The following is a 25,787-nucleotide window of genomic DNA, read 5'->3' on the forward strand; positions in this document are numbered from 1 at the left end:
CATGATTACAGTACTTGCAGAAAAACCCAGCGTGGCCCGTGAACTGGCTGCGCTGTTAAACGCTACGGAAAAAAAAGAAGGATTTTTTCAGGGAAATGGTTATTATGTCACTTGGGCCCTTGGGCACCTTGTGACTTTAGGATTACCTGAAGATTATGGCCTGAGCGGTTTCCAAAAGGATAACCTCCCCATTATCCCTGCCCCCTTTATCCTCACCCCGCGAAAAGGATCAGGAAATGAACGGCTGCTGCCGGACAAAAGGATGGTAAAGCAACTGGTTACTATTGGGGAACTGTTCAGAAAAAGTGAGAGCCTTATCGCAGCGACGGATGCCGGCCGCGAAGGAGAGCTCATCTTCCGCTATATATACGAATACCTAAATTGCAGAAAACCTTTTAAGAGGCTTTGGGTCAGCTCCCTTACCGAAAAGGCACTTAGGCATGGTTTTGCCAACTTATTGCCGGGAAAAGACTTCGAGAACCTGTACCTCGCCGCCAGGGCGAGGAGCCGTGCGGACTGGCTGGTCGGAATCAATGCTTCGCAGGCGCTCAGTATAGCAGCAGGTACAGGGATTTACTCCCTTGGCCGTGTGCAAACGCCCACTTTGAGCTTAATCTGCAAAAGGTTTTTGGAACACCGTGACCATAAACCCACAAAATACTGGCAGATTCATTTGGCACATACCAAATCATTTATAGAATTCAGAAGCGATGGTGCTTTACATTTCGATACACAGCAGCAAGCCGAAGAATCTTTAAAATCGATACAGCGCCAGGGCCATGCCACAGTATCCAAAATACTATCGGAAACCGTTCATGAACCAGCGCCATTGCTGTTCGACCTGACGGCATTGCAAAAGGAAGCTAACCGGAAGTACGGGTTAACTGCATCTGAGACACTTAATATAGCCCAGGGCTTATATGAAAAGCAGTTTATCACCTATCCGCGTACGGGCAGCAACTATGTGACTCAGGATCTATGGGCCGAAATACCGGGACTCATAAGAGGCCTTCAACACGATCAGGAACTTGGCAAACATATCTCAAAAATAAAGTTCGGCAGGCTAAACAAGCATATTGTCAACGAAGGTAAGGTCACCGACCACCACGGCCTGCTCATTACCGAAAAGCTGCCGTCTGCCTTGTCGGTAAAAGAGGCTATCATTTACAAAATGATAGCGTTGCGCTTACTGGAATCCGTCTCAGAGGCCTGTACAAAAGCAATCAGCCGCATTACATTGCAAGTGCTGCATTATGACTTCGGCTTGACCGCGGCAGAGGTACTAGAGCCTGGTTGGAGGTCCATCCAAATTGCCTTTGACGAAAGTGCAATTGAAGAAAGAAATATCCCGGAGTTAAAAGAAGGAGACCAGGTAAGCATCATTGCTAGTGCTATCAAGCAAAAACAGACTGCAGGGCCACAGCTGTACACCGAAGCCAGCCTTCTTTCCACTATGGAACATATCATTTCCAAAACCAGTACCATAGCGTCGATAACAGATTTAAAAACGGTCGAATTAGGGACACCAGCGACGAGGGCAGCCATTATTGAAGGCCTGCTGGATCGGCAGTACATTGAGCGCAAAGGGAAAGCACTGATCCCCACATCGAAAGGACTTACTGTATATGATATAGTGGCAAATATGCGTATAAGCTCAGCAACGATGACGGCAGATTGGGAAATCGCATTGGCAGGTATCGAACAAGCCAAATTTTCCAGCGAAAAGTTCCAGTCTGAAATCGAGGCTTATACCAAAATCATCACAGATGAGTTACTTAAAGCTCCTGTTAAAAAGGAAGCTATCCCGGAACTGCTATGTCCCAAATGCAGGCAGCATTACCTGTCAATTACCGAAAAGGTAACTAAATGCCCGAATAGTAATTGTGGATGGCTTCAATTCAGGAATGTCTGCGGTGTAGCTTTGTCTGTTGAAGAAATCGAAAATCTTGTTCAGAAAAGGACAACGAACCTGCTTAAAGGGATGGTCAGTAAATCCGGCAAGAAATTCAACGCACGATTGATTTTAGGCGATGTGCAGCAGGTTGTCTTTGCGTTTGAAAAATAATACATTCAGTAAAATGGGGTTTGCGATGGCAAACCCTTTTTTAGTGTTTAGGTTTAAGGTGTTCCAATTCAGGGTCGTTTTTAATACGCTCCAGTTCACTGTAAATAATATTTACAATGTCCAGTTTCACCTGCCTGTAATTGTCCTCTATCTCCCTCCTCAATGTATCATTCCCATCCTTGTCAATAAAATTCCTAATGTTTGGAATTTTCTTATAATTTTTCTCTTCTTCAGCAACTTTTTCCGTATCCACAACGATTTCTGCATGAAAGATTTTTTGTTCGATGCGTTCGTCAAAATTATCCGATACTGCACCTACAAACATACCCTGTGTGAGGGTTGAAATTTTAGAGGCAGGGATAAGGCTGTCCAGTTGCGTAGATATAGAGGTAGATTTATCATTCCTGTTGATGGTCATGCTCTGACGTTTCTGGAGCACCTTACCGAAGCGCTCTGACAGGCTCTTGGCGGTTTCACCAACTACCTGGCCGCTAAAGATATTCCCCACGGTGTTTTGTATCACCTTGCTTTCCTTATCCCCGTAATCCCTTGTAAGCTGTGAGTAATCCTGAAAGCCCAGGCATACGGCCACTTTGTTGCTGCGGGCGGTGGCAATGAGGTTATCCAGCCCCCGGAAGTAAATGGTAGGCAGCTCATCAATAATCACGGAGCTTTTTAGCTGGCCTTTTTTATTGATCAGTTTGACAATCCTTGAATTGTAAAGCCCGAGGGCGGCTGAATAAATATTCTGCCGGTCGGGGTTGTTGCCCACGCACAGTATTTTGGGTTCTTTCGGGTTGTTGATATCAAGGGAAAAGTCATCCCCTGTCATTACCCAGTAGAGCTGCGGCGAGATCATCCTCGACAGCGGTATTTTCGCCGATGCGATCTGTCCCTGCAATTGATCCTGGGCACCGCCCTGCCAGGCATCCATAAATGGCGAGAGATAGTTCTCCAGGTCGGGATAGGATGTCAGGATGGTAAACACATCGGAATATTTTTTATTCAGTAATTCTATAGCATGGGGAAACGTACAGTACCTGCCATTGTCATAGATCTTCAAATACCATATTATAGCTGCCAAAAGGATGATGGGAGATTCGACAAAGAAATCGCCCTGCTTTTGTATCCAGCTCCTGTTGAGGTTCAACATAATGGTGTAAGCCGATTCGTAGGCATCGGAGATATCGGTCATAAAGTCGGGGTTTATGGGATTGCAGCGATGACTGCGCCGTGGGTCGTCAAAGTTGATGACATAGAACTTTGGCTTTACAATATACATGTCTGCATGCCTGAGCAGGTGGTTGTAAGCTATGGTGGAAAGGTCATCGAACTTAAAATCATAGATGTACATGGAAAAGCCTTTTTCAATGTGCTGCCTGATATAATTGTTAACCACGGCATACGACTTGCCGGAACCGGGCGTTCCCAGCACAATGGTCGCCCTGAAGGGGTTTACAATATTGATCCAGCCGTTGTTCCATTTCCCCTCATAATAGAATTTGGTAGGAAGGTTTACCGAATACTCGTTGTGCATTAATTGTGTTTCCTGCAGGAAGCTTTCGTTCTCCATGTTAAATACATCATCCATGAGGTTGTTACGCAGCAAACGTGACATCCAGACACCTGCCACCATCACGGAAATATATCCCGTGCCTGTTGTAAGAATATACAGGATTACCCCAGTAGTACCAAAAGCCCTCAACAGTGGTGTATTGAAGAAAAACAACAGCAACCCCACGGCAAGCACAATGTTGATCTTTCGCCAGGTGACCTTTTCATTTTTAACCCCTTTGGTACCCAGGCAGCTGAGGGCTAACAATACCAAAGCAAATAGCTTTGTGTACAACACCTCAGCGAACAGGCCTGCCTTGTCCTGGAAACCAGACAAAATTTTATTGACCAGTTGTAACGTCCAGCCCTTATCGTTAAATACTCCGTAACAAAACCAGTAAAAATGCATGAGTACCAGCAAAATACTTACTGCGCGCATGAATGCCATAATTTTGGCCAGCCCCCGTAAATCATCTTCTCCCTGCATGATATCATTTTTAATTGTTAGAGCCTGGAATTAAAAGCTTTAAAGGTGTTCTACCGTGTTATGGCTTTGACAGGCAGTGGATTGCAGCCTTCAGCACTTATTTTGCTGGATTTACCATAAAACAGCATAGAAGCTATCATCAATTAGGCTACAATAATTCCTGATTTGGCTACAGGTCACCTATCAGAATAATAGAATTTTGCTGAGTTAAATCTTAAAAGTTTAAAATTATGGATACAGATAAAAAGAAAGTAGCACTTGTAACAGGTGCCAATACCGGTGTAGGGTTCCAAGTTGCCAAAGCCCTTGCCAACGATGGGTACACGGTATATGTGGCAGCAAGGGACATACAAAAAGGGGAAGCAGCAGTGTATAAAATCGGTAGCAATGCCAAAGCCATCCAATTGGATATAACAGATACTGAATCTATTATTGCGGCAGTAGCGAAAATTCATGATGAATTTGGTTACCTTACTTTACTGGTTAACAATGCCGCCATTTCACATGCGGGAAAACCCGGGTGTACGATGGAAGAAATATTGGCGGCGCAAAAACCAAGCATTGCATCAATTGGCGAAATGCGCACGGTTTGGGACACTAATGTATTTGGCACGCTTGCTGTAACGCAGGCATTTTTACCGCTGTTGCATAACGCCGCATCTGCCCGTATTGTTACCGTATCCAGTGCCTTGGGTTCACTTAATTTAAATGCAAATCCCCACAATCCGTACCGTGCGGCATTTGATGCGGTATATGGCGCATCTAAAACAGCACTCAATGGAATTTTTCTGTCATTAGCGATAGAACTCGAAAGCACAAATATCAAAGTTCATTTGGTAAGCCCCGGTTTTACAGCAACAGCTTTGAATAATTTTCAGGGGACTGATACTGTGGAGCACGGTTCTTTGGAACCGATCCGCGTAGCGCTGGCAGAAGGCCTACCCAATGGAAGCTTTACCGGACCGGCTGATTTTGCCGGGGAAGGCAATGCACTTCCGTGGTAATATTTTAAAAGAATAAATACCTATGGCAATAGCAATACTTGCCGTAGGTATTTTAATTAGATTTGAACAATGAAAAAGAAAAACATAGTCCGGTTTCGCTCCATATCGGAAAGCCATGAGGCTTTTGGGTTACCCAAGCCCCAGCATCCGTTAATCAGTTTGATCCATTTTAGTGAAAACAATCCTTTTAATACGGAAATGGCTCCAATTTATGATGTGCTTGATTTCTATAAGATCACCTTTATTACCAAAAACAGTGGCAGGTTGAAATATGGACAGGATTATTATGATTATGATGACGGCAGTATGCTGTTTACAGCGCCCAACCAGTTGGTGGGGACAACGGAATACAATAGTAATACCTATGCTTATTTGCTGCTTATCCATCCTGATTTTTTGTTGGGCTACCCTTTGGCAAAGAAAATAAAGCAGTATGGTTATTTCTCCTATTCGATGAATGAAGCGTTGCATCTATCCAGCCAGGAAAGGGAGATCATTTTGTCGGTATATAAAATCATGGAACAGGAAATCAATGCCCGTGTCGATGAGTTTAGCCAGGAAGTAATCGTTTCCCAAATAGACTTGTTGCTGAGTTACGTCAACCGTTTCTACAAGCGGCAGTTCATTACCAGAAAAGCGGTAAATAATGATGTCCTGCAAAAAACCGAAGCCATTTTAGATGACTATTTTAATACCCAGCAGACGCTAAACAAAGGTATACCTACGGTACAATTCCTGTCGGAACAACTGCATTTGTCGCCCGGTTATATAAGTGATTTGCTCCGGTCACAGATAGGGCAAAACGCACAACAATACATTCACCTGAAGCTTATAGAAAAAGCGAAAGAAAGGTTATCTACTACCCATTTAACGGTAAGCGAGATCGCTTTTGAATTGGGCTTTGAACATCCCCAATCCTTCAGTAAACTGTTTAAGTCAAAGACGAAACTCTCGCCATTAGAATTCAGGCAGTCGTTTAATTAAGAGTCAGGAGATCATCTATGTTCGTTTCTTTCTATTTACTGGTTTCCCCTTCGGGATTTTCTTTTTTTCTTCATCTGATTTTCAAAAGCACGTTCTTCATAGTCTTCCCCCTGGCTATCCGGCAACAGGCTTCCTAAAGCATTAACCAGTCCGTCATCACGATTCACATCCAAGAATTGAAAAGGCCCGGCCAGCTCGTCTTCTTTACTCTCAGGGGAGGCTTGCTTATTAAGAAACCCTGGGGCGGTATTTGTTTTTACTCCTTTGCCCCACCAGTCATCAAATATATTGGCGGAAAGGTGCTTACCTAACTGCGAGCCATTCCAGACGCTTCGTGACTCGTGGTCAATAAATGTTATGCCATAGGCGCGTCCATCGGCATTACGGCGTGCAACTACATTGATACCCTGTCCGAGCAGTTGCTTTTTAAAATCCATCTCCCCCGTAGCCATATGCATAGCAGCTTCAACAGTATTTTTAAGTATTGTCTTTGAAGGATGCTTTGCCATTACCATTTTAGACTTTTCAAAATGCGTTTCGAGATGGTCCAGCCCTGCATGCCGGCCAAACAAGGATGATTTAAACGGATTGCCCGCTTTTTCTCCTTTAGCGTCAAGTGCAAAATAGACCAGCCCTTTTTTGGGCTTGCCATTGGCTTCACCGCTTACCAGCTCGCAGGTAATATTAAAAAGGGAAAGTAGTGCATTGTATGTACCTAGGTTAGGGAACAAATAATATTGAGGCAAATACCGGATAACTGCTGAAAGCTGGCTTTTTATTTCGCCTTTGGTATAGCAAACAGGCTTAAAAAAAGGCTTGTCACTTTGCTGTGTTTTTTCATTTGCGGGTGCCAGGTTAAATTCCCTTTCAAGGTTACGGCAGGCAGCCATGGAACGGTGGTGGTCATAACTGTCGTTGATCTTGCTGCCATCGATTTGTACACAGGTTGTCACGATATGGATGTGGGTACGCTCAATATCAGTGTGCTTATAGACAATGTAAGGCTGGCTGGCGTAGCCCATTTCCTTCATATATTGCTCTGCCATCTTCATAAAGCGCTCATCACTGACTTTATCGGAAGGATCGGGATTAAGGGAGATATGCCTGACCGGCTTTTCAGTTTTATTATTAGCCAATAGGTACGGCTCGAAGGACCGACAGATTTGTGCTACAGTCAGGTGGCCATCAAGCGGCTCAGGTATCTTATGGGCAAGTAATACCTTGCCATTTTCCTTATCCACTTTGAGTTGGTTATAGGAAACAGCACCGAAAATATTCATTCCCTTACCAATTTTAGCAATCATAATTACTGTTCTTTACTGAGGTATTGTGATTCAAATAGCTTGGTTAGCTCAATTATTTTGTTGCACAACGCAGCCATTTCAATGGTCTGCTTTTCCAGCCTGAAGAGGTAAGCTGCTGCTTTTTTTTCAGAAAAATTGCGGTATAGTATCTTGACTACCTGGTTATAATTCACACCTACTGACCTGAAAATTGCATAGAATTTTGTCAACTGCGTATGGTATTCCATCGCCTGCATATCAATTTTTACCACTTTAATTTCCCTTTCCATCAAAAGTGAAATGATAAACTTTGCTTTATTGTGCATGCCGGAGGCCTCATACAGCGACAACAGTTTTGTGTTTTCTTCGTCATTGAGACGAAATACATGCCGGTGGGTACTTGGGTTAAGCTTTGGCTTACGCCCCCCTTTTTTTCTATGTTGGTTATTCCGTTCATTCATCATCAATCCATTTTAAAGTTAAAACACCCGACTTCGGAGGGATGTTCCAGCTCCCTGCAAGGGCAAGTTGTTTTGAGGCACCATTGAGTTTCGGGTGCCTCAAAACATAACTTGCTCCTTTCCCGCGAAAGGAAAATCCGCCCTGCTGGACAGATTAAGTTTAGCCCGGATGAAAACGGCTTCCTGCCGTTTATCCATATTTGGGGATAATCACTTTGGTACTTGCAAAGTAAAGGCTTGTTGTTCAAATCATTGATAGTCAAATCAGTGCCAAGGAAAGACGTATAATGTCCATGGCTTCCAAAGAAGAAAATCTGCGAATTAGCTGTGTACTATTGTTCCTGCATCTGTAACTAGGTTGATATGTATAAACGTAATTACGTAGCTACACTGGTACACCAGAATACAAGTGATGCGGTATAGGTAGACTGCCAAACATTTATAAACAGATGAATAAAAAAGTAAGGATTTAGATATGCAAGTGTCAATATAAGTATAGTCATGTTACCTAAGCCGCATACCGTTGTCCGCTACTATACACATAATAGCAGCCATAAATACCGGCTTACGCAGAACTGTATAACTATAACTATATCGGTAAAATGGTATGGCATCATAAATAACTATAAATAATTACGGAGAACAATATGGAAACACAGCACAACACATTATTTGTAACCTTTGCTTCCCAAAAGGGAGGTGTTGGTAAAAGCACTTTTACAAGTCTTGTAGCAAGTGCGATGCACTACCGTTTGGGATACAATGTTGCGGTATTTGACTGCGATTTCCCTCAGTACAGCCTGGCCCAGATGCGTGAACGGGATATGAAAGCTGTTATGGAAAATGAAGCGTTTAAAAAGATGGCGCACCGGCAATTCCTGACCCTTAATAAAAAAGCCTATCCGATCCTTCAGCAAAAAGCAGAAAACGCGCTTGAAGCTGCCCAGGAGTTTATCGCGTCGTCAGAAGTACCCATAGATTTACTCTTTTTTGACCTGCCCGGAACGGTAAATTCGGCAGGAATCATTAAAGCATTGGCGGGGATGCACTACGTATTTACGCCAATTATTGCCGACCGGGTGGTGATGGAAAGCACCCTGGTTTTTACCCAGTTAATCACCGATGTACTGATGAAACAACAAAATGTCAGTATCAAAGAAGTTTATCTCTTTTGGAACCAGGTAGATGGCAGGGAACGTAACCCATTATATGAATCCTACGGAAAATTTATCCGGTCGCTTGGGCTTAACCTAATGGAAGCTGCTATTGCAAACAGCGTCCGCTTCAGGAAAGAAAGCGAGCCTACTGCAAAGGCAGTATTTCGGTCCACCTTGTTACCAGCCGATGAGCGCCTGATGGAGGGGTGTAACCTTGATGCCTTTATCAACGAGTTTTTACAAATACTGAAATTGTAATGGATATGGAAAAGGATGATAGAAAAAAAAGCAACAGCGGAGAAATTGATGAGCAGTACCTGATGTCCATGATGGCAGGCGGCGTCCGTAAGGAAGGGCTTGAGCCGAAAGCTGCCCCAAATGGGCAAAACCCCACGAAAGAGCCTTCAGTAAGTAAAGAGAAAAAGCAGCGAAAAAATACCACAGAGGACTACGAAAGCTTGTTTTTACGAAATACGGAAGGGAACGCCCGTTTGGGAAAATCAGTCTATATCCGTCAGGATTTCCATGAGAGGCTTACCCGTATTGTACAGGTTATAGGTGAAGACAAAGTAAGCCTTTATTCCTATCTGGAAAACTTACTGGAGTATCACTTCAAAGAGTTTGGTGACGAGATTAAAAAGAGTTTTGATGATAAGTATAAACCAATATTGTAACTATGGAAACAATTATTATATGCCTGTTAGTAGTGGCGGTTGCGTTATTAATATATGTAATAGTGCAAGGAAAGAAAGGGAATAATAGCTTACTACAAAAAGAAAAACCAATGGCCGGTTTGCCTGATATTGTTGGGAGGCCAAAAGGCACTCCCAGCTATTCATCTCCTAGTACTAACACTCAAAGCAAAATGGAGAGTGTTATAGGCGCAACTGATAATTTTGTCACAAGAAATGAGGCCGCAGCTCAAGCTGCTAAAATTTCGCAGGAAGAGCCTGATAAGGCTAACGCGGAGCCGGATTGGCGCGAAGAGGAAGAAGAAATGCGAAACTATGGAGCTTTGGGCACAGAAAATGGTTTTGCTCTGGGGATTACCTTTGATGAACTTATTACCGTGCAAGCGATGCTGGGGCGCAAGGAACTTGAGCCCGCCGAGGAGAAAGAAGCGATAGCAATAGTTTCAAAAATTGATGGAACTGAACTTTTAAGTTTGCTAGAAAGCAAGATTGGTGAAACTTCGAGAAAGATAGCAATGCTACTGGATAAAGGTTTTGTCGATGAAATTTAAATGTTTCCTTCTTGTGGAATTATATAATTCTAATATCTGTGACAGGAAAGTTTGCTATCAAGAATACATCATTTGCATTCTCGTATTATTTAAAAAAATAAATTTTTAATGTCCAAAGTTGCTACTCATACAGCAAATTACTTTTGTTGTTTGTATTTAATAAAATCGTAGAGGCAAATCAATTTTCTAACATGGGTTTTTAGATCTTCAATTTTCAAATCTTTACCTTTTATATAATCTAATAGATTCTTCGGATCAATTTTATCTAAATCGAGAAAAGGGATAAATAGTGGTACATGGTCATCTGACTCCCCAGCAATTAATTCATTGACAGAATTATACTTACTATTAATGTACTCTTTCTTTGAATGATATTGAGTCGCCGGATAAAAATCTTCAATTCTTATATTATTTGCTTTCTCTATAAATGCAGGTGACAGCTCTTTCGTTTCATCGTTGGCTGGTATGTCTCCTTTTTCGTCTAACAAATTCGCTGACCTCAGATATTTAAAATAAGGAAAATACTTCCCTTGCAAATTAGGAATTGCTGATAATAAAGCTGAAGGGTTAACGTTTAAATTATCATTGATTACATCAAGTAATAAATCTCTTGAAGTTATACCTTTGATGCCTAAGATTGATAAGTTTTCTTTGATACCGAATCCATATACAAACTGAACCTTTTCCATATCTAAGTCATTAATGTTTGAATCATCGGCTAAGTAAACTTTACTTTTAGATCTTGAGTTTTTGACAAAATCGTAAACCATATGCTTCATATGGCGCAAAATCTTAATTGGCAACTTACGGTTATTATTTGCTAAAACTTTGTATACCTCATCAAGTGAACTATATTTTATACGCTTGATAGGTAAATTTAGTTCATTTATTAAATAATTTCCATCACTCATAATACATTCAGTTACCGATAAATCTCTTTCACAGAAAATCAACCTATCTTTCAGTTTATCGATAGTTTTTCTATCTAGGATCTTAATTATAGACGCAAGTATAGAATGAATGTTTTTATCTCCAATATTATAGCCTAAGAAAATGATAGGATGTTCCATGAAGATTGTGAGTAGCTTTGCCGCCAAATACGGATTTTTTTGATGGAATTCTTCATAATCTTTACTTGTAACCACAAGACTATCAGGATGAGTAACGCACCCATGTATTTTATAAGTTTCACCAACATCTATTGAATTATTAAAAATAAGCTTATCCTGGCCAACAAAGACATTAAATTCTGGAAAAGTCTTTTCAAGAAGTAAATCCCAGTTTGTGGTAATAATACCTTCAATATTAACTTTTTTAAGAAGTCTATATTCCGAAATCAACTCAGGATTAATTGTCATCTCATTTTTCGAAAGATATTTACATATCTCAAACTTCAGAGGGCTTTCAGTGTCTTGAACACTCTTCTCAAATTCTTTACGGCTATCTTCAAATCTTTCTTCTTTCCACCAATCTTCAAATAAATCTGTAGCCATTAATGTTGCCACTGCCGTTAAATCGTTAGCAGATTTAGATTTATAGTAATGAAAACTTGATTTTAATTTTAATTCATTGGTAACATTCGATAAAAGATCAGCCCAACCTTCATTATTTATATACCTAGAGGAAAAACCAGAGCCTATAAAAAAATAGGGGGAAGTATTAAACTTTTTTAAATGTAATTCAAAGTCCGATTCAAAATTCATCAGTAAGTCAGATTATATAGATTTTTAACTTTTGTATTTAAGCCATCAGTTATAAAAATTAGATGACATCGTAAATGTAAAAAATATGTTAAGGTTGCAGTGTGCTTTGATGTTATTCTTTGTGATAAATGATAAAATATTTTGTAATTGTGCCAAAGAGTGCCAAAAAAAGAGCTAAATGGCCAGTTTCAGAATTTTATAATTCTGTTTTTAACCTTTACTGTAATCCTGCCCTTAGCAGGCAATTAATAATCAGTTAATTCGGTAAATGTTATGAAAAATCAAAACAGAAAACTACTGTTTACAGCAGCGTTGCTACTGGCAGTATCCGGGGCTTTCGCCCAGGGAGACGGTTCGGCAGGTATCACAGAAGCCACACAGATGGTCACCTCGTATTTCGGCCCGGCCACACAACTCATCTATGCCATCGGCGCAGTCGTGGGGCTCATAGGGGGTGTAAAGGTTTACAACAAATTCAGCAGCGGCGACCCGGACACCAGCAAAACAGCAGCCAGTTGGTTTGGAGCCTGCATATTCCTTATTGTGGCTGCTACGATCCTGCAATCCTTCTTCCTGTAACCTGGATAGTATGAACAAGTACAATATCAACAAAGGGATTGGAAGGACGGTGGAGTTTAAGGGACTGAAGGCACAATACCTCTTCATCTTTGCCGGAGGGCTGCTCGGGATACTGGTGCTGGTCATGATCCTATACATAGCCGGGGTAAGCTCTTACGCCTGCATTGGTATCGGGGTCGGTGGCGCTTCGCTGCTCGTATGGCAGACGTTTTCTTTAAACAAAAAGCATGGCGAACATGGGCTTATGAAGCTCGCCGCCAAAAAGCGGCACCCGAAGTATATCATCAGCAGCAGGAAACCAGGCAGATTCATCAGGTCCAACCTAAAAAAAGAACAACAATGAAGAATACTTCCAAAAAAAGGACACTTGAAGAAAAGTTCCCGCTACTGGCTGTCGAGGAGAACTGCATCCTGAGCAAAGACGCCGATATCACAGCCTGCTTTATGGTGCAGGTGCCGGAACTTTTTACAGTCGCCTCGGCAGAATATGAGGCCATCCATGCCGCGTGGCATAAAGCGGTCAAGACACTGCCCGACTATTCGGTAGTACATAAGCAGGACTGGTATATCAAGGAAAGCTATACGCCTGACCTTGCCGAAGACGGGCTAAGTTTTTTAGGCAGGTCGTATAAGCAACATTTTAACGAGCGCCCCTTCCTGAACCATTACTGCTACCTGTTCCTGACGAAAACCACGAAGGAGCGTATGCAAATGCAAAGCAATTTCTCATCGCTGTGCCGTGGCAGGCTGGTGCCTAAAGAGGCCCGTGATAAAGAAACGGTGCACCAGTTTATGGAAGCCGTAGCGCAATTTGAGCGTATCATCAACGATTCAGGACTTGTGAGAATCACAAGAATGAGTGAAGAGGACATTGTAGGTACGGAGGAACGTATGGGTTTGCTCGAGCAATACCTGACCTTATCCACAGCAGAAGCCGAGCCGCTTCAGGATATAGCCCTGCATGGGGAAGAAGTGCGTGTAGGCAACAAAAGGCTGTGTATGCATACCCTATCCGATACCGATGACCTGCCGGGCAGCGTCAGCGCCGATACGAGATTTGAAAAGCTCTCTACCGACCGCAGTGATTGCAGGCTGTCCTTTGCTGCGCCTGTCGGGCTGCTTTTGGGTTGCAACCATATTTACAACCAGTACCTGTTTTTGGACAACAGCGCGGACAACCTGAACAAATTCGAGAAGTCTGCCCGGAACATGCACTCCCTCGCCCGTTACAGCCGCAGTAACCAAATCAACAAGGAATGGATCGAGCGCTACCTGAACGAAGCCCATTCGTACGGCCTTTCGAGCATCCGCGCCCATTTCAATGTAATGGCATGGTCTGATGATCCCGCAGAACTCAAGCAGCTCAAGAACGATACCGGCAGCGCCCTGGCACTGATGGAATGCAAGCCCAGGCACAATACCACCGATGCGGCCACCCTATATTGGGCAGGCATCCCCGGAAACTCGGGCGACTTCCCCAGCGAGGAAAGCTTCTATACTTTCATAGAACCGGCACTGTGCTTCTTTAGCCAGGAAACCAACTACAGGGATTCACCGTCACCGTTTGGATTGAAGATGGCCGACCGGCTGACCGGAAACCCCATCCACCTCGATATTTCCGACCTGCCGATGAAAAAAGGCGTTATTACCAACCGTAATAAATTTATTCTGGGGCCTTCGGGCAGTGGGAAATCGTTTTTTACCAACCATATGGTGCGGCAGTATTACGAGCAGGGTGCCCATGTTTTACTGGTCGATACCGGTAACAGCTACCAGGGGCTTTGCGAACTTATCCACGGGAAGACCAAAGGGGAGGATGGTGTATATTTTACCTATACGGAAAATAACCCCATTGCCTTTAACCCCTTCTACACCGATGATGGCGTCTTTGATATCGAGAAAAGGGAAAGTATCAAGACCCTGATCCTGACCTTATGGAAACGGGACGACGAACCGCCAACACGCTCAGAAGAGGTCGCGCTTTCCAATGCGGTGAGCGGTTATATCTTGAGGATCAAACAGGATGAGGAACATCCTTCCTTCAATGGCTTTTACGACTATGTGCGCAACGAGTATAGGGAGGTACTGGAAGGCAAGAAAGTCCGGGAAAAAGACTTTGACCTCGCCAATTTCCTGAATGTACTGGAACCCTACTATAAGGGCGGAGAATACGATTACCTGCTTAATTCGGAAAAGCAGCTCGACCTGCTGGCGAAACGCTTTATCGTCTTCGAGATCGATGCCATTAAAGACCACAAGATACTGTTCCCGATCGTGACGATCATCATCATGGAAGTCTTCATCAACAAGATGCGCAGGCTCAAGGGCCAGCGGAAGCTGATCCTTATTGAAGAAGCGTGGAAAGCTATTGCCAAGGAAGGTATGGCGGAGTACATCAAGTACCTGTTCAAGACGGTCAGGAAATTCTTCGGGGAGGCCATCGTGGTTACGCAGGAAGTCGACGACATCATACAGTCGCCGATTGTAAAGGAAAGCATCATCAACAATTCGGATTGCAAGATATTGCTGGACCAGCGCAAGTACATGAACAAGTTTGATGACATCCAGGCCATGCTGGGACTGACTGAAAAAGAAAAAGCGCAGGTGCTATCCATTAACATGAACAATGATCCCTCCAGGCTTTACAAGGAAGTATGGATCGGCCTTGGGGGTACCCAGTCGGCAGTGTATGCCACTGAAGTGAGCCTTGAGGAATACCTCGCTTATACCACAGAGGAAAGCGAAAAATTGGAAGTGATGGAACTGGCCGCCGAGTTGGGTGGCAATGTAGAGCTCGCCATCCGGCGTATCGCGGCACAGCGCCGCGAGCAATAATTATAAACACTTAAAATCAATATTATGAAAAAAGCAATTTATTTGGTGTGGGCTGCCCTGCTGCTGGCAGCCGCGCCGGCAGAGGCGCAATGGGTTGTAAGTGACCCTGGAAGTTATGCGCAGGGTATTATTAATACGGCTAACGAGATTATCGAAACATCGGCGACGGCGAGCAACACGCTGGACAGCTTTAAAGAGGTGAAGAAAGTGTACGAACAGGGCAAGGAATATTATGATGCCCTGAAAGCCGTCAACAACCTGGTCAGGGATGCACGCAAGGTACAGCAGACAGTATTGTTGGTAGGCGATATCTCGGATATGTATGTCACGAATTTTGGGCATATGCTGAACGACCCCAACTTTAGACCGCAGGAGCTGAACGCCATAGCTTTTGGCTATTCCAGGCTGCTCAATGAAAGTACGGAACTGCTCAATGAGCTGAGCCAGATCATCAATGCCTCGTCGCTTTCCCTTAACGATAAGGAACGTATGGACATTATCGAAAGGGTTTACAACGAAGTAAGGGACTACTACAACCTGGTCCGCTACTACACCCATAAGAATATTTCGGTCAGTTTTATAAGGGCCAAGAAGAGGAACGACACCCAGCGTGTCCTGGAACTCTACGGAACCTCCGGGCAAAAATACTGGTAGGCTATGGTGCTGCAAATTGAATTCAGCAACCTGCACGAGATGCTGCGCACACTCTATGATGAGATGCTCCCACTCTCGGCAGAGATGGCGGCTGTGGCTAAAGGGCTTGCAGGGCTGGGTGCGCTTTTCTACGTGGCACTGAAGGTCTGGCAGGCGCTCAGCCGTGCCGAACCTATCGATATGTTCCCGCTGCTCAGGCCTTTTGCTTTAGGGTTGTGTATCATGTTTTTCCCCACTATGGTGCTCGGTACGATGAATGCGGTGCTTAGCCCGGTGGTTACCGGCACGCATGGCATACTGGAGGGACAGGTACTTGACCTTAATGCACTACAGGCGCAAAAAGACCAGCTGGAGCATGAAGCGATGCTACGCAACCCCGAGACCGCGTACCTGGTGTCGGACGAGGAGTTTGACCGCCAGCTCGAAGAGCTGGGCTGGTCGCCTTCCGACCTTGCAACCATGTCGGGGATGTACCTTGAACGTGGGATGTACCAGTTGAAGCAGGATATACGGAATGCGTTTCGGGAACTGCTCGAAATCCTATTCCAGGCAGCAGCCCTTGTCATTGATACCATCAGGACTTTTTTCCTGATTGTGCTGTCGATACTGGGACCAATCGCTTTCGCTATTTCCGTCTGGGACGGCTTCCAGTCCACGCTGCACCAATGGCTCACCCGATACATCAGCGTATACCTGTGGCTTCCGGTGTCGGATTTGTTCAGCGCCATGCTGGCTAAGATACAGTCACTGATCCTGGAGCGGGACATTGAGCAGCTTTCCGACCCCACCTTTATACCGGACACCTCCAATGCGGTGTACATCATTTTTATGATCATCGGCATTATCGGCTATTTTACCATCCCGACGGTAACAGGCTGGATCATACAGGCGGGTGGCGCCGGGAACTATACCCGAAATGTCAACCAGGCGACCCAGAAGGCCGGCAATATTGCAGGCGCAACAACGGGAGCCGCTACGGGAAACATTAGTGGGAGGCTTATGAACCAATAACTTTTTAAAACAGAATTATGGAATTTAAAACCTTAAGAAACATAGAGAACAGTTTCAGGCAGATCCGGCTGTATGCCATTATTTTTTCCTCGGTCTGTCTGTGCATCACTGGGTATGCGATCTGGGAATCGTATCGCTTTGCCCGCGAGCAGCGTGAAAAGGTGTATGTACTGGATCAGGGCAAGTCGCTGATGGTCGCCCTTTCGCAGGATGCCGCGGTGAACCGACCGGTAGAGGCGCGTGAGCACGTCAGGCGCTTCCACGAGCTTTTTTTTACACTCGCGCCGGATAAGGCTGCGATTGAAAGTAACATGAGAAGGGCGTTCAACCTCGCGGATAAAAGTGCCTTTAATTATTACAAGGACCTTGCAGAAAAAGGCTACTACAGCCGTATCATCTCGGGAAATGTGCAGCAGCGCACTGAGGTTGACAGCGTGCAGTGCGACTTTGACCACTATCCTTATACGGTACGGACCTATGCCAGGCAATATATCATCCGTTCCAGCAATGTTACGCGAAGAAGCCTTGTAACCTCTTGCCTGTTGGTCAATTCGGTACGGTCCGATGAGAACCCCCAGGGTTTTACGATGGAGCAATTCCGCGTAGTAGAAAATAAGGATGTGGAAGTATTGGAACGTTAACTGACCTAAATTATGAGAAAGCTACAATTATCGCTGGAGCCGTGGTTGGACAGGATGGACAGCCACTGGAAGCAGCTGCCGCAGGTGCAAAGGAAACGTGTGGTACTCTACAGCTTCGCTGGCTACCTGGTCATCACGCTGGCAGTACTGGTGCAGGTCATCGTGCAGGTCGGGCAACAAAGAGAGATGCCTATTAAGCACATCACGAACCCCTTAGCAAACGGCATAGATAAGGGAACGAAGTAAGAAAATACAAAAGAACTTAAAAACGGGAACAATGAAAGAGAATAACCAAGAAAAGGACCGCTCTTTGGAAAGCGGCCAGCCTGCCCGAGATGGAAATCGCAGCAGGATGAACAGGGAGAAGCTTAAGAAGCCCCTGGTATTTGCTGTAATGGCAATCCTATTTATAGCGTGCCTGTATCTCATCTTCGGCGGGGGGTCCGAAAACGAGAAGACAGAGGCTGTTACGATCGGCATCAACGATGCGGTACCACAGGCAACCGAAGATGCGCTGCCGGCGGATAAGGGCAAGGCGTATGAGCAGGAAATGTTTAGGGAAAAGGAAAAGGCAAAGCGGGAAGCGCTGATGACCTTATCGGATTACTGGCACGTGGACAGCACTGCAAGGGCGACGAAGGAGCCCGACCTGATGGAAGAAGCGCCTGATGCTCCCACGGAGGGCAGGGCGGCTAACCCCGCTTTGGGCAGCTACCGGAACATGCAACGTTCCCTTAGCAGTTTTTACAGGGAAAACCCCGAGCAGGAAACGTTGCGTAAGGAAAATGAAAAGCTTAGGGAGCAGCTCGGGCAGGAAAGCCAGCCCCGTAACGGGACCTTGGACCGGCTGCAGCTCATGGAAAAATCGTACCAGATGGCAGCAAAATATTTCCCGGGAACAGCGGTGGCTAAGGACAGCATCGGCAATAAAGCCGAACAGGAAGATAATCACAACTATCTGGAAGTACTGCCGGCAAAGCAATCGGTGGTATCCCGTCTCGTACAAAATGTCCCGGATTCACTGGCGTTACAAAAATTAGCACTTGTAGCTAAAAGCAATTTTCATACCGCGGGTAAACCGGCACCTATGGTGCAGCCTGCCAACTCGCTAAGGGCCTGCGTGCACCAGTCCGTGAAATTAACCGGTGAGGGCAGCGTACAATTGCGCCTGCTGCAGCCTGCAAGGCTTGGTGGTGCCACCCTTCCCGCAGGGTTTATCGTAACGGCTACGGCGAAATTCCAGACCAGCCGCCTGCAGTTGCAGGTAGTATCCCTTGAAGTAAATGGCCGAATCATACCGGTAGACCTCTCGGCCTATGACCTTGACGGGCAGAAAGGGCTCAACCTGCCGTACGCACCGGAAGTAACCGCAGTGAACGGCACCCTTGCCAATATGGGTAACGCTGCAGGCAGCGGCTTCACGATCAACCGCAATGCGGGGCAGCAGCTCACATCGGATGCCACCAGGGGGCTGCTCCAGGGCATCTCAGGCTACTTTTCCAAAAGGGTAAAGCCCCAAAAGGCGAACCTCAATGCTGGCTACCAGGTCTTCCTCGTATCAAAAGATAAATAACTAAAATAAAAAATCAAATGAAAATACAACAGTTTACCATCGCAATGCTCGTACTGCTGTGCGGTATCGCACATAACACTTTGGCACAGGTACACCCTGATGAGGTGATCGCCTTAGGGAAAGTGGAACCCTATGCAATAGAAGTAACCTATGAAAAGACCTCCCATATTATTTTTCCCTCCGGCATCCGGTATGTGGATCTGGGAAGCGATAACATTGTCGCGGGGAAAGCGGAAGATGCCGATAACGTACTGCGCGTGAAGGCGGCAGTAGCCGGCTTTCAAACCGAAAGCAATTTCTCCGTAATTACTGAGGATGGGCAATTCTACAGCTTTGACGTTTGTTATAGCGACCACCCAATGGTCATGAGCCATAACCTTTCGAAAGGTATGCGTTCATCTTCCAGGGATAAGGCTGCTGACATCCGTTTTGAAGCGCTCGGTACAACGCCGGCCACGCTGACGGGCTTATTAATGGAATCCCTCTATAATAAGGATGAAAGGCAGCTTAAAGTTAAATCCGAAGGCTATGGAATTGCCCTCTCACTGCGGGGCATCTATATACATGGTGGGAAGTACTATTTCCATATCCAAACTGAAAATACAACACATGTGCCCTTTACACCTGATTTTATACGCTTCGCTATTGTTGATCGCAAGGTGGCCAAGCGTACCGTAGTCCAGGAACGTACACTGGAACCCCTGCGTTTATACAAGCCACTCCTTACTGTTGCAGGCAATAGTAAGGAAAGGAATGTGTACTTACTGGATGTTTTTACCTTAACTAAGGGACAGGTATTGGAAATCGAAATGGTCGAGAAGAACGGCGGGCGCGGGCAGCGTCTTAAGGTAAGAAACGCAGACCTTTTAAAGGCAGAGCCCCTGACAAAGCTCCGGCTGAAATTCTAAGTTGGCAATCGCCTGTGTAGCATTGCACATCTTGTCAAAGGTTGCTATCTTTGTTGTAAATATTGAAAATCTTAAAGTGTTTTTGCTTTAAGTCTCGTCACTGAAAACTGGTAATTTTTAAAGACTTCGAGGCTAAGTAGAGACGCTCATGCTACGGCGTGGGCGCTCGCTTATGCGAAGTCTAGGTATACCAGTGCCTCAGTGTCCGTAAGTGTGGTTGCCTGCGCCTATTTTTTTGGCCCTGTCAATGCACTTACCGCATTGGTTACCATTTAAAGATCAGGCCATGGCATTTATTGCATCTAAACTTCACATGAAGCTTTCTGAAAGTAAATTTTCATTCAGCCAGAGGATGCTCTCCTTTTTTGAAATGGTTGAGGTTTCCTCGGTTGCTGAACTAAGTGCAATCCCATTGCAAAAAATTACCTGTTTCAAAGGTTTTAAAACCAAATGCAGACAGGAGTTGATCGCTTTCATTGAATTTGAAGGTATTGCAGGACTTTTTGAAGGTTACAGAACTTGGAAAGAGCAGCAATGAGATCAATAAAATTGGAAATCAATTCCCGTGAGGTTGTGAGGTCACGATGTAAACAAATAAAAATTGAAAATGCTACCAGCAAGCCCTTATCTTAAGACAACTGCTTATAGTAAATTGGGAGTTTCATAAATGGAAAAACACAAAGTATACGATCGCGATTTCAAAGAGAAGGCAATAAAACTGGTACTTGAAAAGAATCGCTTTAAAGCTGCTAAAGAACTTGGCGTAGCGCATGTAATCGTTTATAGATGGTATGAGGCCTATAAAAAATTTGGGGAAGAAAGTTTTTGCGGAAAAATAATCAGGAATCCTGAGCAAAGAAGGTTTTCTGAACAAAAAAGAAACTTGGAAAAAAAACTAAGGGACTCAGAACTACAGGTTGAAATTTTTAAGAAAGCAAGTAAGCATATCGCTGCGGGGAAACCTATGATCTTCCACTTTATTGAGGACAATTTGGACAAATACCCGTTATGGAAAATGTGTAAAGCTTTGGGGATTTTAACGGGTACGTACCATAAATGGAAGAGCCAGGCAAAGTCTCCCAGGCAACTACAGAGTCTTTTATTGGAACAAGAAATAACTGCTATATTCTATGAGTACAAACAGCGCTATGGGAATATAAGAATTTCGGAAGAATTAAAAAGCCGGGGCACTAACTTATCACCTGCTCAGGTTAGCTTTTATATGAAAAAACTCGGCCTTGTAAGTAAGCTAAGCACCAGCAATAAATCCAAGTATAGTTCACCATTTATACCCTATAATCCCTGTATTTTTCCTAACGTTCTAAACCGGCAATTTAACGCTGAAAAACCTGATCAGGTTTGGGTCTCGGCTATATCGAGCATTGACACAGTAACGGGGCTCTTGTTTCTAACAGTTATTATAGATTTATTTGACGGGAGAGTTATTGGATGGAGCCTTAGTGATGGGCGGACAATAAAGGAAACGTCGCTACCCGCCTGGGAAATGGCTATCAAAGACCGAAAAATAGAGCAAGAATTAATCTTTCATACCGACCGGGGTCCGCAATATGCCAATAAGCTATTTACCCGTAAACTGGCCTCTTATAAATGTGTTATCAGGAGTATGAGCCGGAAGGGAAAATATTTGGATAATGCTATACCAGGGAACTTTTTTAACTCACTTAAGTCTGAATTGGCACAATCAGACAATTCTGTGACAAAAAAACAAATCGAAGAAGCATTGATAGCCTTCTCCGGAAATTGTACCAAATAAACGCATCGGGTATAACTCAACACCTTTCAGATGATAAAAAAATATGACCGTGCTTTTAAAGAGTATGCCGTTAAATTAAGTTATGAACGAGGCAAGGGACAAATTCTCGTTATTGAACGCGAACTGGGAATTACGCCAAGTTGCCTGAACAGATGGCGGCAGGACTTTGCAAAATATGGGGCAGGAAGTTTTTGTGGAGCGGGTTACTTAAAATTAACGCCCAACCAATCTGTAGTTACTGAACTCGAAAATAAAATTAAAGATTCTGAAGTTGCTTTGGAAATTTTGAAAAAAGGCACCGGACCTGTCATTCAGGGAAAAATTGCAACAAAAGAATTCATTGAAGAGCATAAGGGTAAATTTTCAATTTTAAAAATGTGTGCTGTATTGGGCGTGTCTCGGACTACTTACTACCGAAGAAAAAATCAGGAACTCTCAGATACGGAATCCCGAATAATTTTACTCAAACAGGAGATTGTGTCCATATTTAATGAACATAAACAAACCTATGGCTGCGGAAAAATTACAAAAGAGCTTCACGAACGGGGCTTTAAGATACAGAGTTCACAGGTAACCCTTTATATGAAAATGCTAGGCCTCCGCAGTAAGACCAAAAGGAAATATCAACCGACCACCGATTCCAATCACAACCATTATATATTTCCAAATGTTTTAAACCGGCAGTTTATTGTTGCTGCACCTGCCAAAGCCTGGGTTTCAGACATCACTTATATTCAAACGGTCAGAGGCTTTGTATATCTTACTATAATTATGGACCTTTTTGACAGAAAAATTATTGGGTGGAGCCTGAGTAATGGAATGACCACTAAAGAAACTAGCTTGCCTGCTTGGGAAATGGCGGTTAGAAACAGGAAAATTACGGAGGATTTGATTTTTCATTCCGATAAAGGTGTCCAATATGCCAATAAGATGTTTTCTAAGGCCTTAAATGCCCACAAGTTTGTCAGGCAGAGTATGAGCCGTAAACAAAATCATAATGATAATGCTGTATGCGAAAGTTTTTTCAGATCGTTGAAGTTGGAATTAATTTATGGAGGCACACTTTTGACAAGAAAACAAATGAAGGCCGAAGTATATGAGTACATCGAAAATTGGTACAATAAAAAACGGAGGCATTCTTTTTTAGGCTATAAAACCATCGAAGAATTCCATAAAATACATAATTTAAAATGAGGCTTTAAAGTGTGTATCATATAAAGTGTGATAAGAACTCAATTAAAAAATAAGGTACGGTATCGAGTAAAGCTTATCAAAAGCTTTTATGGGAGCGCGCCCGACAGCAAATGCAGCAGGGGTTTCCCCGATGCTGTTGCTGGGCGGACGCATCCGCTTTAAAACGCAAAAAGGCGTTCCCGACCGTAAGGGAGGGATTGCCTTTTTGCGCCGGGGTACGGAACAATCAGCCAACCGCTAACGGTTGGCTGCGAAAATTCCCCAAATTCAGGAAAAACCCCCTTTCGGTAGTAAACCCCTGCCTGAAGAGCTGCCACAAAAGGCTGCATCCCATCTGTGCCAGTACTGAATTGATGAACAAATCTTGTTTTTCTAGTGCTTCTGCAAGGGAGCAACTTGGCAGGTCTTCGGTATCGCCCTGCCTTAGCAGTTCGGCAAATTCTTCAGTTAGCTGTGGCAGGCTACCCACGGGGATAAACTTTTCCGAAGCGGGCTGTCTGGTACTGCCGATGGTAGACAAGATAACCTGCCCCGTGTCTTTGCTGTTGCCAAAGTCCATCCAGTAACGGGGTATATCGGAATGGCTTTCACGCAAATCCAGTTCCGTTAATACTTCGGCAATTGCAAACCGTGCGGCAGCGGTGTCCACGCAGGAAATATAAATCGCATACCTGCCTGTGGCGGTAGCAGCGGTAAACGGCTTTTCCACGGCTTTCCAGGCTGTCCCGAAAAATCTGTTGGTGCGTGTGACAAGAACAGCCGCTTTTGACAAGCCCACTTCACATTCGGCAAATAATTGCCTGCCACGGTTGGCTTCGGTTATGGTGTCATCATCCCATAGGCTAACCTGAAAACCTGCATGCCCTAACTGTTGCAGGCTGTGGGACATCCGTGCCAATCCTGTCAAAACCTGTGAGCCTGTACCGCCTGCCCCGATAAGGCATACCGTTACAGGGTTGGTAGGGTTTAAAAGTTCGGGGGCGGTAAAATGCGCTTTTATTTTCGTTTCCATTATAATAAATTTTTGAGGATTAGCGGTGTCGGTCTCAGTGTATCGGTCGGGAACGTCTTTTCAGTATCTGCCATAAGTCCTTTGTAGAGATTAAACAGGTTTACGCCAACGGGGTTATGTTCGTTTATGTGGTGCGAAAAATAGCTTTCAAAAAAATAGGCGTGCCATGCGCTAATAAATTCCTCCAAACTGGCAGCGGATTTAATGGCAACATTTACCGTTCCCATACAGACATAGCCTTTTTGGTAGAGGTTAAAAAACGGTGCATGATATAAAGGGGTTTCGGCCTTGGGTTTGGCTATGCCTTTAAGTGCAAAGATTTGCAGCTCTTTTTTATTGGCTTTCCAAACGAGTGCAGGAAGTGCAACCATGCCGTTTTCCAATCCAAGGCTTTCGGCAAAGTACAGCTTTTGGCGTTGTGGCTTGGTGTACCATACCAAGCTGCCGTTTTCGGACGGGTCGAGGTGCAGAACGTTGTCAGGCAGTACGCCCTCGGGGCGCAGGAATGCCTTTCCTGCGTACTCACGGGTATCAAGGGCTTTGGCGAGGCTTTGTGCTTCCCTAACGGTCAAAGGGTGTGGGTTTACAGGGCAGCCACGCTCGTCCATGTCATAATATTCAATATACGGGGCAGCAAAACCGCTTGCCGTGAAAACGATAAGGGCGGCTTTAGGCTGATACAGTTGAACGTTTGGTGTCATAGTCATAATTGTTTAAGAGGTAGCACAATTCATTTAAAAGCGGGAACAAACGGCATTCAAAACCGAGGGTGTCAGTGTCCTGCGGTTGCCCGTCGAAGCAGCGTTTCAGGACAGGCTCTTGCTTTGATACGCTTTCATTAAAGTAGGCGTTTACCGATTGTTGTACGTTTTCATACAGCCACCCCTCGGTCGATGCCACAAACCCGATATATTTTTCCATAGTGATGCACTCATAATCATCATAGTCACCATTATCGAAATTAGGCAGGCAACTTGTGTCGGCGTTTGTATATATGGAGGTTTCAGGATAATCCTGCCACAGCGTGTAAAATTTTTTGGCAACGCTGTAGCACTGCTTATCAAAAGGGTCATTGGGTTTGAAATCAGCAAGCCATTCCCCGAAGCGGTCAAGGTGTACTGTATTCCACAGCCTGCGCAACATCGTTCCCCCGTAGTGCAGGGCAGCCCGTAACTGGCTCACATACTCGTAATATTCTGTCTGTTCCCAATCATCGGGGTCGTTGGTTATCCATTCGGAAACCATTTCATAATGCCAGTACAGGAAGCTGTCCTCGGTGTAATACGGAATATGTGCGGTATGGTACAGGTAACTGAAAATACAGAGCAGCAGCCGTGCTGCTTTTCGGTGTTTCTTATCCTGCCTCATGTAATGCACGGGCAGTACAGGAATGTAAAAAAGGGTGTTGCCTGTGTAGCAGATTTCCGTAGCCTGTACTATGAAATTTCCGTTATTTTCCAACACTTCAAGTTCAATATGCTGCGGGTACTTTTGGTTGAGCAGCCTGCCTGCTTCGTGCAGGGCAACATCCTTGCTATATGGATAGGCATACCCTTTGGTATCAACAGGGTTTATACCGTAATGGTTGCAAAGCAACGCAAAGCTGCGGTAAAAACTATCTTTCCTTGTACCTCCTGTCAAAGCCTGCCCCATGTAGTGGGGCAG

The 25,787-nt window shown here is 44.5% G+C and carries 26 protein-coding genes; 19 read left to right on the forward strand and 7 right to left on the reverse strand.

Translation table 11 applies throughout. From position 1 onward, the window contains the following. Position 1: 1 nt before the first annotated feature. Positions 2-2,065 (forward strand): type IA DNA topoisomerase, encoded by a 2,064-nt coding sequence (locus AAEO56_RS06275; protein ID WP_341696182.1) that lies wholly within the window; start codon positions 2-4, stop codon positions 2,063-2,065. Positions 2,066-2,105: 40 nt separating this feature from the next. Here AAEO56_RS06275 and mobC read toward each other — a convergent pair whose 3' ends face one another. Next, complete coding sequence (gene mobC, locus AAEO56_RS06280; RefSeq protein WP_341696183.1) at positions 2,106-4,106, reverse strand: conjugal transfer protein MobC; 2,001 nt, start codon at positions 4,104-4,106, stop codon at positions 2,106-2,108. A gap of 230 nt (positions 4,107-4,336) precedes the next feature. On the opposite strand from mobC, the gene AAEO56_RS06285 reads away from it, so the two are divergent. Next, complete coding sequence (locus AAEO56_RS06285; RefSeq protein WP_341696184.1) at positions 4,337-5,110, forward strand: SDR family NAD(P)-dependent oxidoreductase; 774 nt, start codon at positions 4,337-4,339, stop codon at positions 5,108-5,110. Between the two features lie 69 nt (positions 5,111-5,179). Continuing rightward, on the forward strand, positions 5,180-6,094 hold the full coding sequence (locus AAEO56_RS06290; protein ID WP_341696185.1) for a helix-turn-helix domain-containing protein: 915 nt from the start codon (positions 5,180-5,182) through the stop codon (positions 6,092-6,094). Positions 6,095-6,129: 35 nt separating this feature from the next. Here AAEO56_RS06290 and mobB read toward each other — a convergent pair whose 3' ends face one another. Beyond that, complete coding sequence (mobB, locus tag AAEO56_RS06295; protein WP_341696186.1) at positions 6,130-7,398, reverse strand: conjugal transfer protein MobB; 1,269 nt, start codon at positions 7,396-7,398, stop codon at positions 6,130-6,132. Between the two features lie 2 nt (positions 7,399-7,400). Further along, the gene (gene mobA / locus AAEO56_RS06300) at positions 7,401-7,838 is read right to left on the reverse strand and encodes a conjugal transfer protein MobA (RefSeq protein WP_341696526.1); all 438 of its coding nucleotides are present in this window, start codon (positions 7,836-7,838) and stop codon (positions 7,401-7,403) included. A gap of 647 nt (positions 7,839-8,485) precedes the next feature. Here mobA and AAEO56_RS06305 point away from each other — a divergent pair. The 3 genes from AAEO56_RS06305 to AAEO56_RS06315 are packed head-to-tail and all read left to right on the forward strand — an operon-like array spanning position 8,486 to position 10,238. Continuing rightward, positions 8,486-9,253 (forward strand): ParA family protein, encoded by a 768-nt coding sequence (locus AAEO56_RS06305; RefSeq protein WP_341696187.1) that lies wholly within the window; start codon positions 8,486-8,488, stop codon positions 9,251-9,253. A 5-nt stretch (positions 9,254-9,258) separates the two neighbouring features. Beyond that, on the forward strand, positions 9,259-9,669 hold the full coding sequence (locus AAEO56_RS06310) for a DUF3408 domain-containing protein (protein ID WP_341696188.1): 411 nt from the start codon (positions 9,259-9,261) through the stop codon (positions 9,667-9,669). 2 nt (positions 9,670-9,671) lie between these two features. Beyond that, positions 9,672-10,238, forward strand: coding sequence for a conjugal transfer protein TraD (locus tag AAEO56_RS06315; protein ID WP_341696189.1), 567 nt, complete (start codon positions 9,672-9,674; stop codon positions 10,236-10,238). A gap of 137 nt (positions 10,239-10,375) precedes the next feature. Here AAEO56_RS06315 and AAEO56_RS06320 read toward each other — a convergent pair whose 3' ends face one another. Further along, a complete protein-coding gene (locus tag AAEO56_RS06320) occupies positions 10,376-11,941 on the reverse strand; it encodes an SIR2 family protein (RefSeq protein WP_341696190.1) in 1,566 nt (521 codons plus the stop codon). A 273-nt stretch (positions 11,942-12,214) separates the two neighbouring features. Between AAEO56_RS06320 and AAEO56_RS06325 the strand changes: the two genes are divergently transcribed. The 13 genes from AAEO56_RS06325 to AAEO56_RS06385 all read left to right on the forward strand — a co-directional run bounded on the left by AAEO56_RS06325 (position 12,215) and on the right by AAEO56_RS06385 (position 23,351). Then, positions 12,215-12,520 (forward strand): DUF4134 domain-containing protein, encoded by a 306-nt coding sequence (locus AAEO56_RS06325; protein ID WP_341696191.1) that lies wholly within the window; start codon positions 12,215-12,217, stop codon positions 12,518-12,520. A gap of 10 nt (positions 12,521-12,530) precedes the next feature. Further along, positions 12,531-12,863, forward strand: coding sequence for a DUF4133 domain-containing protein (locus tag AAEO56_RS06330; RefSeq protein ID WP_341696192.1), 333 nt, complete (start codon positions 12,531-12,533; stop codon positions 12,861-12,863). Next, entirely contained in the window at positions 12,860-15,355 is a 2,496-nt protein-coding gene (locus AAEO56_RS06335; protein WP_341696193.1) for a TraG family conjugative transposon ATPase, read from the forward strand. Before AAEO56_RS06330 ends, AAEO56_RS06335 begins: the two co-directional genes overlap by 4 nt. Positions 15,356-15,379: 24 nt before the next feature. After that, complete coding sequence (locus tag AAEO56_RS06340; protein WP_341696194.1) at positions 15,380-16,009, forward strand: DUF4141 domain-containing protein; 630 nt, start codon at positions 15,380-15,382, stop codon at positions 16,007-16,009. Between the two features lie 15 nt (positions 16,010-16,024). Further along, positions 16,025-17,020, forward strand: coding sequence for a conjugative transposon protein TraJ (gene traJ, locus AAEO56_RS06345; RefSeq protein WP_341696527.1), 996 nt, complete (start codon positions 16,025-16,027; stop codon positions 17,018-17,020). Between the two features lie 17 nt (positions 17,021-17,037). After that, complete coding sequence (traK, locus tag AAEO56_RS06350) at positions 17,038-17,661, forward strand: conjugative transposon protein TraK (RefSeq protein ID WP_341696195.1); 624 nt, start codon at positions 17,038-17,040, stop codon at positions 17,659-17,661. A 12-nt stretch (positions 17,662-17,673) separates the two neighbouring features. Beyond that, entirely contained in the window at positions 17,674-17,907 is a 234-nt protein-coding gene (locus AAEO56_RS06355) for a hypothetical protein (protein WP_341696196.1), read from the forward strand. A gap of 31 nt (positions 17,908-17,938) precedes the next feature. Then, positions 17,939-19,234: a conjugative transposon protein TraM gene (traM, locus tag AAEO56_RS06360; protein WP_341696197.1), complete on the forward strand. Its 1,296-nt coding sequence runs from the start codon at positions 17,939-17,941 to the stop codon at positions 19,232-19,234. Positions 19,235-19,251: 17 nt separating this feature from the next. Then, positions 19,252-20,142, forward strand: coding sequence for a conjugative transposon protein TraN (traN, locus tag AAEO56_RS06365; protein ID WP_341696198.1), 891 nt, complete (start codon positions 19,252-19,254; stop codon positions 20,140-20,142). A gap of 286 nt (positions 20,143-20,428) precedes the next feature. Continuing rightward, positions 20,429-20,680, forward strand: a complete 252-nt coding sequence (locus tag AAEO56_RS06370; protein ID WP_341696199.1) for a hypothetical protein — start codon at positions 20,429-20,431, stop codon at positions 20,678-20,680. Between the two features lie 129 nt (positions 20,681-20,809). Further along, positions 20,810-21,916, forward strand: coding sequence for an IS3 family transposase (locus AAEO56_RS06375; protein WP_341696200.1), 1,107 nt, complete (start codon positions 20,810-20,812; stop codon positions 21,914-21,916). Positions 21,917-21,946: 30 nt separating this feature from the next. Then, complete coding sequence (locus tag AAEO56_RS06380; RefSeq protein WP_341696201.1) at positions 21,947-23,110, forward strand: IS3 family transposase; 1,164 nt, start codon at positions 21,947-21,949, stop codon at positions 23,108-23,110. Between the two features lie 88 nt (positions 23,111-23,198). Next, positions 23,199-23,351 carry a hypothetical protein gene (locus tag AAEO56_RS06385; protein ID WP_341696202.1) on the forward strand — a complete coding sequence of 51 codons (153 nt, stop codon included), beginning with the start codon at positions 23,199-23,201 and terminating at the stop codon, positions 23,349-23,351. Here the strand turns inward: AAEO56_RS06385 and AAEO56_RS06390 are convergent. The 3 genes from AAEO56_RS06390 to AAEO56_RS06400 are packed head-to-tail and all read right to left on the reverse strand — an operon-like array spanning position 23,337 to position 25,775. Then, positions 23,337-24,122: a PRTRC system ThiF family protein gene (locus AAEO56_RS06390; RefSeq protein ID WP_341696203.1), complete on the reverse strand. Its 786-nt coding sequence runs from the start codon at positions 24,120-24,122 to the stop codon at positions 23,337-23,339. The genes AAEO56_RS06385 and AAEO56_RS06390 overlap by 15 nt on opposite strands. Further along, the gene (locus AAEO56_RS06395) at positions 24,122-24,823 is read right to left on the reverse strand and encodes a PRTRC system protein B (protein ID WP_341696204.1); all 702 of its coding nucleotides are present in this window, start codon (positions 24,821-24,823) and stop codon (positions 24,122-24,124) included. Before AAEO56_RS06395 ends, AAEO56_RS06390 begins: the two co-directional genes overlap by 1 nt. Next, entirely contained in the window at positions 24,792-25,775 is a 984-nt protein-coding gene (locus AAEO56_RS06400; protein WP_341696205.1) for a hypothetical protein, read from the reverse strand. The genes AAEO56_RS06395 and AAEO56_RS06400 overlap by 32 nt, the downstream gene beginning before the upstream one ends. Positions 25,776-25,787 lie beyond the last annotated feature (12 nt).

The organism is Flavobacterium arundinis (assembly GCF_038289855.1).
Classification (GTDB): domain Bacteria; phylum Bacteroidota; class Bacteroidia; order Flavobacteriales; family Flavobacteriaceae; genus Flavobacterium; species Flavobacterium arundinis.